Genomic DNA, 11363 nt, shown 5'->3' with positions numbered 1-11363 from the left:
AAACGCGGTTGCAAAATCAGGCAAAAAAACGCATTCTTGAGTCCCTTCGAAATCGCGTTTCGGGGCCATTCCAGGTGGCCTCATTACGCCGATCATCCCCGGCTCGATTACGCCGATCCGTGACAGCTGCAAACAACCTGAAATCCTCGGTGCATCTCGCACCCGAGGATTTCCTGCTCGGCTCCCCGGCGCACGCGGTGACCCGTACTTGGCTCGGTGGCATCGCTGCGCTGGCGCATTGCCACTCGTATAGCCTTGCGATTGTGGGATGCCCTTGCCGTTTGTAGCGCTGACCATTGCGCGGACTGGGGCGGATAAACAAGTAATTGCGAGGCATAGTCTGACGATTAGACCGTGGCCAGAGTTAGACGTGACGGTGTTGTTCCGATTTGCAGTCCGTCTGAGCGGTTCGCAAAGTACCTTTGGTTCAACTGGTCTATAGTCCAAGTGTGGGAACTGCTGAAGCCCAGTGTAACCAGCATTTGAGCCAACTCAGCCGGATCGAACGCGCTTTTCCACGGCTCGCCGCCCTCGGCGAATTGCGCCATCAACTGTTCGACGAAGACGCGCATCATCGGCGGCAAGCTGGACACTGGCAATGCGTATTCCAGCAGCACGGCGCTGCCTCTGGCGCAGCGCGCGATGAACCGCAAAGTATCAACGACCGCAGCCTCGTCGAGGTACATGGTTACTCCGAGCCAGCTGAAGAAGGCCGGTGCGAGTGGATCGAATCCGGCACGCGTCAAGCCCTCGGCAAGGCTGATGCGCTCGAAGTCGACCGGTACGAACCGCAACGATTGCGGCAAGCGGATGCCCGCCTCATTCAGGTGCGCTCGTTTCCATTCCTGCGTGGCCGGCAAGTCAACCTCGAAGATGCTCCCGGGCGTGTCGTGCTGCCGGAAGGCGGTGGTGTCGAGTCCTGCCCCAAGCACGACGTATTGTCGCACCCCCCGCTCGGCGGCCTCGGTCCAAATGTCGTCAGCTAGCCTACTGCGTACGACCAGCGCGCTGCGCCTACACATCGATATCGGGTGGCGGAACCGATCGAGGCCATTGCGTAGGTCCTGTGCCTCGGCTTTGCCTAGCACGGCCAATGCGAGCGGATCATCAAGCACCAGCGGGCGATCCAGTAGTTGGTGCGCCGCCCGTTGTCTAGCCACGATCAAGGCGCTAGGCTTGGGCCCGGCGTCGGTTGGCGTCACATCGTGCCCAACGATGTGTGCCTTATGCAGATAGGCCAACAATGCCTCGTCGAGCCCCACCCCAAGTTGCAGGTCCGGCTCTTGGTTCAAGGCGTCTCGAACATGCACTTCCAAGACCACGTCATCGCCAGAGAAGCTTTCACGGACAAGCTGTTGCCAGCGCTCGACGAGAGCCTGTACCGGCGCAGCGTCGGCCGCGACGCCGGCCTGCATGTGTGCCCGCAACTCAAGCGCCAACGGCGGCCATTCGCGCCTGTTCTTTTCGTTAAGCTGGCGGTGTCGAACTTCGTCCATTTGCGCCGGGTTCAGGTGTCTGGCGAGAAGTGTGCAGCGCGCGTGCGCAAACGATTCGTCTATCCAAATCAGCATCTCCGCCGTAATGCCGACAATCTGCTGTGCGCGTGGCTCCGCGGTTTGAATCTTCATCAACTTGTAACCGAGCGCCGGGTCGTTGTTCGTCATGCGGGTCATGAGCCGAACCCAGCGCCAAGCCAACTCTTGGGCAACACTGCTTTCGCTAGACAGCCCTTCCCGCATGGCGCTATGAACCCTCAACGATGAGCTCGTCCCATATTGGATCCATCGGCGCAATCGCGTCCGGGCCCGTTGCAAACAGCGTGTCGAGTTCGTCTTCGTTCAAGTGCTTTTGATACATACTCATCAACTCCAAGGTGTTGAGCCAATCAATCGCGGGCGTTTCGCTGCCGGCGGCCAGCATCTTGGCGAGGCGTCTCAGGTGGCGACTGAGACGCCTCGCCCGCGAAGCCTGCGCGTCCAGTTCGGCGATCTGCCGATGAAGAATATTTATCGGGGCACTGGCCGGTTGGTCGTCAAGGCTGGCTTTGATATCGGGAAGCGAATAACCGAACCGTTTCAGTGCCTCGATACGATGCAGCCGGATCAGGTCGCCACGCCCGTACAGGCGTGCTCCCCCCTCAGTGCGTTGCGACGGAGACAGCAAGCCGATCGCGTCGTAGTGATGTAAAGCACGAACGCTCAGCCCCGCTCTTTTTGCCAGTTCACCGATCTTTAACTGCATTGCGTCTCCGGTACGTACGTCAACGCTAAAGCCTGACGTAGCGTTAGGTGCAAGGTGAATTGATGTGCCGGTGCTGCGCCGCATTTTCAAGCTAGATGAATATCAGGTGTCGCGCCGATCGGCATCTGGCCTGATCTTGAAAGCATTGTCAATAGCTTGCCTGTGCTACCAAGGAAACGCCAAGCGCTGCGATGTTGTGATGTCTGGAAGGGCGATACAACGCAGCCCCGATTGAATTCTGAATCACTTCGGATGCGATAGAACTCTTTGGCTGGTTTGCGCGCCGCGCAAATCAAACAGTCAAGTGGTGGTCCGCGCGGTCGCCAAAAATCTAGCTACTGCTACTTGTTGATAGTCGCTGCTCCGATTCTTTGCACAGCTGCAACCCGGCCTCGACGTCATAGATTAGATCTGATCCTGGCTATTCCACCCGGGCGGCTTTGTTGCACTCCAGGCCTCCATGGCTCGTCAGTGGTACGCTCACGGCGCACAAGCGTCTCATCCGTCTGGCAATGTCATCGAGCATGCACGGTTGGACGATTGTCAGCCGTTGTCCCAACGAATCGCCGCAGGAATGTGGCGCTCTGGCACGGTTTGCGTGGCCCCATCTGTATCGGATTCCTATATCGGCTCGCACGCGAAGGTTATGCCTCGTTGAAAGCGGTCGATAAGAACTTGCGGCTAGTAGTATAAGAAATGTTGAATGCCAATTTGTTCTATAGTCTGCTAGTCTTCGGAACTCTAGCTAAAACGTGGCAGAGTTCGAGCGCGTTCAGCGTTGAGGTGGGCGGCGGCACCCATGACGTTAGTGTCGTTATCGTGGCAGCAGTGCTACGAACCGCGGGTTCGATGGCCATCTGCTACCGATAGGGAGTCCATGCCTAAAATCAAGAGGGTCGTGTGTGGATGGGGCTGGTCGCAGTGCTAGCTGTAAAGCGCCGCTGGTCGCCTGCTCAGTACGCGGCGGTCTGTCAGTCTCGCAAAATCCTTCCGGGATTTACTGCTGCGCAACTTTTGACGGAGGGTCAGGGGGGCGTTACTTTTAAGCGGTGTTGAGCATGATTGTTGCTGTACTGATCAACGGCACAGGTACGAAACGGGCAAAGCAGCAAAACTCGTTGATATGAGGCACATGCTCGTCAAGGTGACTTCGCGTTTGACAGCCTTTCGGAGAATGGCCGTCGGTCGGGCGCGGGACTATATGTATCGTCGGCCTAACTTCTAAAGATTGCGGTGGGGGCGAACCCGTTTTTGGGTGCCGTCGCCCGTCGTCCTCCGCTTCAAGCGTCCCGCCGGCACTCACGAATCACTATGAATTCGGTTACTCTTTTGACTACTGGAAAACGTTAAGTCGCGCAGAGCAAGCTTCTTGAACTGGCTGCTTCCTTTCGCGGCTCGTGCGTAGTCGCTGTGCGCGGAATGGCGGAGCAGTGACATCTCACTTTAGCCGTCATTGTTGGTTGATCATCAAATGGGCCCTTTTCGAAACATTGGAGAACATCGTGGCAACACTTGTAAACATTACCAGCGGTACTCCCGATGCCGTGCAAATTTGGGGATTCCATGATCTGTGTGGCGTGAACGACGTCGCGGCCGCTCTCAACACTATCGCTGCGGGGCTGAGCGGTGATGGTAATACGATTCATGTGATGTCAGGTACTCACGGATACTGCAGCGGACGGGTTGGTGCAGTAGCGACGCGGGAACAAAGGTTCGCGGAAGAAGATCGAGTTCTCGCTCATCCAATGACGAAGGACAACAACGCCGTTGCCGTGGTTGTCCACGACTTCAATACCGACAAGCTGCCGGCCCCCGACTACGTGTCTGCGGCGATGGCGAAGCTCAACGCGGATATCCGCTCAATCGTCAGGACCGACACCGGAAACCATGTATTCCTCCTCGCCTACTGCTGTAGTGCAGGTACGGAGTAGATTCGCAAATCGGGACAAGAGAACAAGTGGACTTGACCCCGAGGTGTGCCTGTCGCGCAGCGCGAGCCGGTTAGACACGCTTGCCCGTCTGCAACCTTTGCAAGGTCGCGCATGCGACAATAAGGCTTGACGCTGAATCGCGAGGCCACGCTGCTGCGTCGCTTCGGCGGTGAATTGCGTTGCAAACCATACAGAAATTGCTCATATGCGTACCGAAGAAACGGGGTGGTCAAACTGCCAGCGAAGCGGCTGGTGGCAATGCTCGCATGTGTTAGAGCGCAGAAGTGCAGCCATTTAATCAGTGTGCACCTTTGTTTTTAGTTGATACGCTGTTCAGGATGCGTAAAAGACAGATTCATAAACTTCTCGACCTTGCTCACGAAGAAGCCTACGCTTTCGTTGAGGAGAGTCCAGCAAGAGCTTTCAAGGAATTGGAAGAGCTCTTTGATGAAATGTTCTTTCATTCGCTTTCGCGTCACATCGGTGAAATGACAATCGCAGAAGTATCCACCCGTATTCGCGAAGGAGAATGAGAATGGAACCTAATCTATCAGTTGGGCTCTGAGCAGTCAGAGAGGCACTGTGACATTGCTGAATTGACCGAGTACGATCGCGTGCTTAGGATGCGAGATCGCCGTGACCCACGGTCATCGCTTCCCAGCGGCGGTCATCAGTTGCGCGATGTCCTATGCTTCAGGTTTCGGCTCAGTCTATCTGATATCGAAGCGCTGCTGTTCAAGTAAGGGTTATCGTTAGTTGCGAACCGGTCCGACTTACGGACCTGATGGCTGGAAAAACAAGGGACAAACTCCATGACGAAAAACTCCGATGCCGCGACGCGGGGGAGCCGTCCGTAGTGGTGTGGAAGCCCTTGCGATGAGGCCGGCGCGAACGGGGCGTTATCCGGTTGACGATGGTCGTCAACCGGCCAGCTAGGGATGAGTGACATGGCCTTAACAAAAACCGCATTGCGAAGAGCATGGTGTGAAGCGTATCAGTTTGTACCGATTGCCCGGCAGGTTCTGTCCGAATGTGGCGATTGTCTCATCGTTCACGCCTGCAGCATCCGTATTGGCCCTACCAGCCTGCGTGATCAGCTTGGCCGCTTCGATCTAGTCGACGAGCGACAGCCATTGCCCGCCTACCAGAAGTCGTTGTAGGTGTAAGTGACGTCATCAGAGTCAGCCACCGCCTTGAATCGCGCCAGTTCGCAGATCGCCCTGCGGGCAGCCGCCTCTTGCTGGTCCATGTACGGACCCAACCGGATCAATACCTCATCGACGCCGTTGTAAGGAAATGGTCGTAGCCGTTGCTAATACCCTGCACCGGCACGGTCGCGTCAAGGTTCGGCACGTCGGTCGCCGCGATCATCATCGGCAATGTGCCATTGTACGAGACGCCCTCGAGCGAGAACCACGAGGAGGTTGATAAAAAGCTCTTCCCTGCTCCCGTAGGAAGCAGATTTAGCGGCCTCTTGCGTCGGCTCTCCGGTCGAAAGATGGTCGAGATATTCCTTCCCTGCGTCCAAAACGGCCTGTTCAGCCTTGCTACGCTGATTCCGTCCAAGACGGACCGGCCCATAGTAAGAGCCGCTAACACAAGTCATCAAGTGCGACGCGTGTCGCCGTCCGCCGGACGTAAATCGGCAATGGAGTAGATGGCAAAGCTCTTCTCTGCCTTGTCACATTCAAGTACCTGAATATGGGAATTTGAAGCCGTGACCTGCTGTACGACCAGCAGTTGCCTACCCGGACGCGCGCGATTGGTAACGGTCGGGTGCGAAGCTCCGGGGACAACGTAACCTCCGTTAAGGCGGTTCACCCGGGCAACCGGGAAGGAATCGACACTGCCCGCAGCCGTGCGGTGTGGGGGCCAGGCAAGTTCCGCATGCACAACGTACGTGAACTGCTGACAGAATCCTCGTTATTGTGAAAGAGCCCAAGCTGCTGTTGACTCTGACCAAAAGGTATATGGCTGGTTGCGCCTTTTTGATGTGGGCGCACGCACGTCGTCAAAACGCCATCGGGGAAGAGGCAGGTGCTAACCGGACAGGCCCAGAAGTGCTCGGGTCGGTGGAGATGGAAACGCGGGAACCCCGATTTCCCGCCATCGTTTCGCGTCAGGGAAACGGCGGCAGGTAAACCGCGAGGAATACTGTTGGGAAAGCGGGAGTGAGAACGCGCAAGAAGCGAAGGGTTGCCTGTAACGGGCAATATAGGGGTTCAAGATTTGCCTCGACCTGAAAGGGTGCTGACGTGCGTGTGGTGCGGCTGTCGTGAGTCCGCATCTGGGGTTCGCCGAAGGGAAGCTTGTGAGAGGCCGGTTGGTCTACGGCTCAGCGCCCTTGTCCCGGTTTCGGGACGAATCGACGATGCGACGCTAGCGAAGGTTACGTATGCACAGACGCAGCCGGCATCAGCACGATGCTTAACGCCGTGCGCGAGCCGTATGCGGGGAAACTCGCACGTACGGTTCTTCAGGGGCCGCGTTTCTGAGAGGGAACGCGGCTACCCTCTCGAAGCGCGAGCAGATAACGGCAGCAGCCCGGGAAAGCAAAGCACTATGAATGTCGAGACGCCGTTCGAAACGAATGCGCAGTTTGCCGAAACCGGCAAACCATGCATGCGTGCGTTCGACCACCCAGCGATGCTGCCCGAGCCGCTCCTTGCTTTCCACGCCGCGACGGGCAATACGGGCCGTGATTCCGCGCTGCTCCCGGTAACGCCGACAGCGGGCAAAGTCATTGCCCTTGTCCGCACGCAACTTGTCCAGGCGTTTGCGGGGCTGGCCATTCAGACCCGAGACTGCCGGAATGGCATCGAGCGTGGGCCCGAATGCCATCGAGTCGTGTCGGTTGGCGCCCGTGACCGTGATGGCCAGTGGAATGCCGCGCGCGTCTACAACGATGTGCCGTTTCGACCCGAGCTTTCTCCGGTCTGTCGGGTTGGGGCCGGTTTCCTGGCCCCCCCGGGGGCTGGCAACACTGGCAGCATCGAGGCTCGCCCGTTCCCAATCAATCTGGTCGTGCTCACGCATCCGGCGAAGCATTGCCAGATGCAGTTGCTCCCACACGCCTGCGGCCTGCCAGTCTGGTAGCCGTCGCCAGCATGTCATGCCGCTGCCGAAACCCAGTTCCTGCGGCAGGTCTTCCCATGGGATGCCCGTTTGCAGGACATACAGGATGCCGTTCAGTGCTGCGCGGTCGCCAACTGTGCGCCGACGGCCGCCTTTGGGTGACGGCGTAAATGCCGGAATCGACAGTTCCAGCGCCGCCCACAGTTCGTTGCTGATTTTTCTTCTCGACATGCGCCCAGGATACGAAACCTATGGCTTGATGTCCAGGTTGTGTTAGCCGCTCTAAGTAAGGTCGATCATATTCAGGGCGCCAACATGCTCCCGAGAAAGCCGCGCGCCGCACGTCGCCATAAGCGTTCGGAAGAGCGCTTGCTTTCTGTTTTCAGAGTCTTTTAGAGAGCGTCAAGCAGCGTGGCCGGCGGACAAGCTAATTGTCGCCGCCCAGTCTTTACTGAGTTCGATCGACTTTTGCGCTTGCACGGCAAAAATCGGCCCCGCAAAAGTCGCGACGCGATTACCCACTCACCCGTTGTCATTTCGAAGCTTCCCGATAGCGAAAAAAGAAAGTATGACTGAAGCAGCTCAACGAATGATCGAAACCACGCGTAAACACTGGAGGATCTGATGATCGGGTCTATGTTTCTTTCCGCCGCCGAGCTGGTCGAACTGACCGGCCGCAGCAAGCGCGCATCTCAAGAGGCAGCGCTCCGCGCGATGGGGATCGAGCACAAGGTGCGCCGACGGTCGTCTCGTCTTCTCGCGGCGCCACGTTGAACAGCAACTCGGCGCCGGCGAAAGCAGCGCGCCGCCGGAAGCTATGCCCGATCGGAGCGCAGCCTAGAAGGTGTTATGAACTTTCGGCCAGACCTGGTACCCTGGCGGAATGAAAGAGCGCAGACCTTACCCAACGGATGTATCGGATGAAGAGTGGTACTTTGCCGCTCCGTACCTGACAATGATGAACCAGGAGGCGCCTCAGCGTCGCTACGAATTGCGCGAGATGTTCAACGCCTTGCGCTGGATTGTCCGCGCGGGCGCACCGTGGCGTCTGCTGCCCAATGACTTCCCGCCGTGGGAGGCGGTCTACGAGCAGACGCAGCGCTGGATTCAGGCAAGCTGTTTCGAGGCCATGGTCAATGATCTGCGTTCGATTATCCGGGTGGCGCAGGATCGCCGGGGGCAGCCCAGTGCAGTCATCCTGGATGGCCGCACGCTGCAGTCGACGTGCCAGAGCGGTCCACGCGCGGATTACGACGGGTACAAGCGCAAGAAAGGCAGCAAGGTGCACATGGCGGTGGATACATTGGGACAACTGCTTGCGGTGCATGTGACGCCGGCCAACGAACAGGAGCGTGCACAGGTCGGAGAACTGGCGAGGCAGGTCCAGCAGGTCACGGGGCACACCGTGAGAATCGCGTTCGCTGACCAGGGCTACACCGGCGAAGAGCCTGCACAGGCCGCGCGCGATGAAGGCATCGAGCTTCACGTAGTCAGGTTGCCGGAGGCAAAAAAAGGCCTTGTACTGTTGCCGCGTCGTTGGGTGGTGGAGCGCAGTTTCGGCTGGCTCAACCGCTTCCGCCGACTGGCCAGAGACTACGAGCGATTGCCCGAAACCTTGGCTGGTCTGCATTTCGTCGTGTTCTCCGTCCTTATGCTCGTCCACTTTGCAGCCCTTAACAAAAGTGCATAACACCTTCTAAGAGGCGTTAACAAAATGAGTATGGGTTTAGCCATGTCCTATTCGTCGTCGAAACAATGAAAAGTTAACAGGATTCATCGAGAGTAAACAGCCCCTTTATTCATTTTGTTAAGGTTTCTAATGCCGAAGGCCAGAAACAAAGAGAACAAGCGCCTCCCAGCCCGCTGGCGTCAGATTCACGGGGCCTAAAACTACCGCGTTCCCGAAGGGTTCGAGGCTGCATGGGATGGGAAGAAGCAGTTTCGCCTGGGCAAGACTCTTCCGGAAGCATACAAGGCATGGGCCAGCCCGGCTGGAGACGCTCGACGACGCAAAGACGATCGGCGATCTACTCGACCGGTATGCGCTCGAAGTCGTGCCGAAGAAGGAGGTCACATCACAGGCGCACAACGCTGTTGCGATGAAGAGGCTGCGCGCCGTGCTCGGCGCCATGCCGCTGGCGTCGCTGAAACCGCGCCATGTCTACCAGTGCATCGACAAGTGCTCGGCGAAGACCGCGGCGAAGCGCGAGATAGAAGTCCTTTCACATGCCGATACGAAGGCCGTCGAGTGGGGCTATCTCGACCGACATCTGTTCAAGCGAGAAGTCCGACTCGAAGGTCAGAAGCCGCGCACGCGCTATATCGAGGACTGGAAGATCGTCGAATGCCTGTCACTAGAGTCGCGCCGCAAGACTGGCAGCGTGTTCGCGACCCAGACATACATGCGGATCAAGCTGCTGACGGGACTGCGCCGGGGCGATCTGCTGCGCCTGACGATGTCCGATCTGCAGTAGGAGGGCATTCACGTTACGCCCGGCAAGACCGAACACACGACGGGCAAGCGGCTGATTTATGAGTGGACCGCCGAGCTACGGGAAGCAGTCGCGCTCGCAAAGAAAGTGCGGCCGGTGTCGATCGCCCCGTGGCTGTTCTGCAATCGAAGCGGCGAATGCTATTTCAATTTCAACGACAATGGCCGCGCCGGCGGATGGGAAACGATGTGGCGCAACTTCATGGAGCGCGCTCGTGAAGAGACGAAGGTTAACGAGCACTTCACCGAACACGACTTGCGGGCGAAATGCGCCACCGATGCAGAGACGCTCGAGCACGCAAACGCACTTCTGGCCCATGCAGACGGGAAGGTAACGGAAAGGATTTACCGCAGGAAACCGGAGCGCGTGAAGCCGCTTCGTTAAGAGAAAGGCCCCGACCGCACGATCCTTGGCGGGAACGTTCGGGGCCTTGTGTCGCACGTCCGCGGTGTTTAGCGCCGCAGACTAGACGCGCGGCGCTGACCGATACCGGAAACTCCCGCAATCAGAAACAAGGAGAGGCATTTATTGGGCACTCGGGCAGGCTGAGAAGATCGTCCGCAGTGGTTTCGTCGCACCCGGTCCTGAGGAATTTCTGGCCTTGCGGGGTTTGCCAGCCGAGCACATCAGCATGCTGGCCATTTCCGCCAACATAGAAGTTCCACTTACCCGTTTCAATCCCGTTAATAGCGTCTTTCTGGCTGATCTTCCACCTACTCCCGTCGGCATTCTTTCCGCCGATATGGGAAATGGCCTCGTGCCTACTCTCCTTATTGGTCTTGCTGATGCAGAAAACCTCAATGCGCATTGTCGTCCCCCAACCTTTATGATGGAGTTTGAATTGTATCATCGCGCATATTAAGGAATTACAGGTTCACCAGAAAGCATTGAAAATCATTTTTGTTTTCGTTAAATTGGCCTATGTTTGATGTACGCTAATGGCACATCAACTAAAACCGAAATCAGATTTCAAATACGGAATAACCCGCGCCGATGCTGACGGGGTCCGCAGCATCCGTCTAGGACCCGCTCGGGTTAGAGCGCCGCCAAGGTGGGTGAGTTCGATTCACACCCTTTTCGTCGGCGTCAAGCCGTCGCATCGACTCGCCGCAATTTTCATGATAGTTTGCCATTTCCTCAACTACACCAGAACGGGTATTTAAATGCCATTAAACGAACTTGGCGTCCGTGAACACGCAATTGCAACTTTTCACAAGCTCATCGAATCCCAGTCCATTCAACTATCAGGCTGCAGCATCGGAATGGGCCAAACTCATGAAGGTCGGGCCCAAGGCGACATCGAATATCTCGACGAGCTGTTCAAAGGTCTCGTGCAGCTCTATCGTAAGGCTCCGTGACGAAGTGTCCTGTCAGCTAGAGGGTGTTAGATCCTACGTAGCAGGAACGTGGGCGAGCCGATCCGTAAAATCAGCTTGTCAACGCGTGCTCAAAGGAGAGCATCATGCACACACAACAGGGATCCAACCCATGCGCCGAGAGCTAAAGTCGGAAGTGGTGTACGGGGGATCTGGGGCGGGGAATTGAAGGCGGTGGAGGTTTCAGCTGAGAATCTGATTGTCGAAGTCGGAAACCAGCAAACAACAAACCATCCACCATGAGCAAG

10 protein-coding genes and 3 pseudogenes are annotated in these 11363 nt (G+C 57.3%); 8 read left to right on the top strand and 5 right to left on the bottom strand.

The genetic code is table 11. The features are described 5' to 3' along the window. Window positions 1-287 (top strand): hypothetical protein (locus AB3X86_RS36855; protein ID WP_368599741.1); only part of this gene is annotated, 287 nt, incomplete at its 5' end. A gap of 60 nt (window positions 288-347) precedes the next feature. On the opposite strand, the pseudogene AB3X86_RS36850 reads toward AB3X86_RS36855, so the two are convergent. Beyond that, window positions 348-2241, bottom strand: a pseudogene (locus tag AB3X86_RS36850) (SAM-dependent methyltransferase). A 1502-nt stretch (window positions 2242-3743) separates the two neighbouring features. Here AB3X86_RS36850 and AB3X86_RS36845 point away from each other — a divergent pair. After that, window positions 3744-4172, top strand: a complete 429-nt coding sequence (locus tag AB3X86_RS36845; RefSeq protein WP_368599740.1) for a hypothetical protein — start codon at window positions 3744-3746, stop codon at window positions 4170-4172. Window positions 4173-4456: 284 nt separating this feature from the next. After that, the gene (locus AB3X86_RS36840) at window positions 4457-4705 is read left to right on the top strand and encodes a hypothetical protein (protein WP_368587006.1); all 249 of its coding nucleotides are present in this window, start codon (window positions 4457-4459) and stop codon (window positions 4703-4705) included. 733 nt (window positions 4706-5438) lie between these two features. Here AB3X86_RS36840 and AB3X86_RS36835 read toward each other — a convergent pair. The 3 genes and pseudogenes from AB3X86_RS36835 to AB3X86_RS36825 all read right to left on the bottom strand — a co-directional run. Then, on the bottom strand, window positions 5439-5753 hold the full coding sequence (locus AB3X86_RS36835) for a CocE/NonD family hydrolase (RefSeq protein ID WP_368599739.1): 315 nt from the start codon (window positions 5751-5753) through the stop codon (window positions 5439-5441). A 936-nt stretch (window positions 5754-6689) separates the two neighbouring features. Next, window positions 6690-7478: pseudogene (locus AB3X86_RS36830) on the bottom strand (IS5 family transposase); the annotation flags it as partial. Between the two features lie 51 nt (window positions 7479-7529). Further along, a pseudogene (locus AB3X86_RS36825) lies at window positions 7530-7628 on the bottom strand (DUF6680 family protein); the annotation flags it as partial. A 243-nt stretch (window positions 7629-7871) separates the two neighbouring features. On the opposite strand from AB3X86_RS36825, the gene AB3X86_RS36820 reads away from it, so the two are divergent. From AB3X86_RS36820 to AB3X86_RS36805, 4 genes are all read left to right on the top strand, one after another. Continuing rightward, window positions 7872-8021, top strand: a complete 150-nt coding sequence (locus AB3X86_RS36820) for a DUF4224 domain-containing protein (RefSeq protein ID WP_368587005.1) — start codon at window positions 7872-7874, stop codon at window positions 8019-8021. A gap of 109 nt (window positions 8022-8130) precedes the next feature. Next, a complete protein-coding gene (locus tag AB3X86_RS36815; RefSeq protein ID WP_368599738.1) occupies window positions 8131-8937 on the top strand; it encodes an IS5 family transposase in 807 nt (268 codons plus the stop codon). A 235-nt stretch (window positions 8938-9172) separates the two neighbouring features. Continuing rightward, window positions 9173-9721: a hypothetical protein gene (locus AB3X86_RS36810; RefSeq protein ID WP_368599737.1), complete on the top strand. Its 549-nt coding sequence runs from the start codon at window positions 9173-9175 to the stop codon at window positions 9719-9721. A gap of 114 nt (window positions 9722-9835) precedes the next feature. Beyond that, the gene (locus AB3X86_RS36805) at window positions 9836-10123 is read left to right on the top strand and encodes a hypothetical protein (RefSeq protein ID WP_368587002.1); all 288 of its coding nucleotides are present in this window, start codon (window positions 9836-9838) and stop codon (window positions 10121-10123) included. Between the two features lie 121 nt (window positions 10124-10244). Here the strand turns inward: AB3X86_RS36805 and AB3X86_RS36800 are convergent, their stop codons facing one another. After that, window positions 10245-10481 (bottom strand): DUF3892 domain-containing protein, encoded by a 237-nt coding sequence (locus tag AB3X86_RS36800; protein ID WP_368587029.1) that lies wholly within the window; start codon window positions 10479-10481, stop codon window positions 10245-10247. Here AB3X86_RS36800 and AB3X86_RS36795 point away from each other — a divergent pair. Next, window positions 10371-10601, top strand: coding sequence for a hypothetical protein (locus AB3X86_RS36795; RefSeq protein WP_368599742.1), 231 nt, complete (start codon window positions 10371-10373; stop codon window positions 10599-10601). The two genes, AB3X86_RS36800 and AB3X86_RS36795, sit on opposite strands and share 111 nt — an antisense overlap. Window positions 10602-11363: the final 762 nt, after the last annotated feature.

Source organism: Paraburkholderia sp. BR14374, from assembly GCF_040948685.1.
Classification (GTDB): Bacteria; Pseudomonadota; Gammaproteobacteria; order Burkholderiales; family Burkholderiaceae; genus Paraburkholderia; species Paraburkholderia youngii.
This window is presented reverse-complemented; position numbering and strand designations above follow the sequence as displayed.

What these genes read in the sequence shown, in the direction of transcription:
- AB3X86_RS36835 (WP_368599739.1), bottom strand. Translation starts at nt 5,753, where the DNA reads ATGGGCCGGTCCGTCTTGGACGGAATCAGCGTAGCAAGGCTGAACAGG.
- AB3X86_RS36820 (WP_368587005.1), top strand. Translation starts at nt 7,872, where the DNA reads ATGATCGGGTCTATGTTTCTTTCCGCCGCCGAGCTGGTCGAACTGACC.
- AB3X86_RS36815 (WP_368599738.1), top strand. Translation starts at nt 8,131, where the DNA reads ATGAAAGAGCGCAGACCTTACCCAACGGATGTATCGGATGAAGAGTGG.
- AB3X86_RS36810 (WP_368599737.1), top strand. Translation starts at nt 9,173, where the DNA reads ATGGGAAGAAGCAGTTTCGCCTGGGCAAGACTCTTCCGGAAGCATACA.
- AB3X86_RS36795 (WP_368599742.1), top strand. Translation starts at nt 10,371, where the DNA reads ATGCTGGCCATTTCCGCCAACATAGAAGTTCCACTTACCCGTTTCAAT.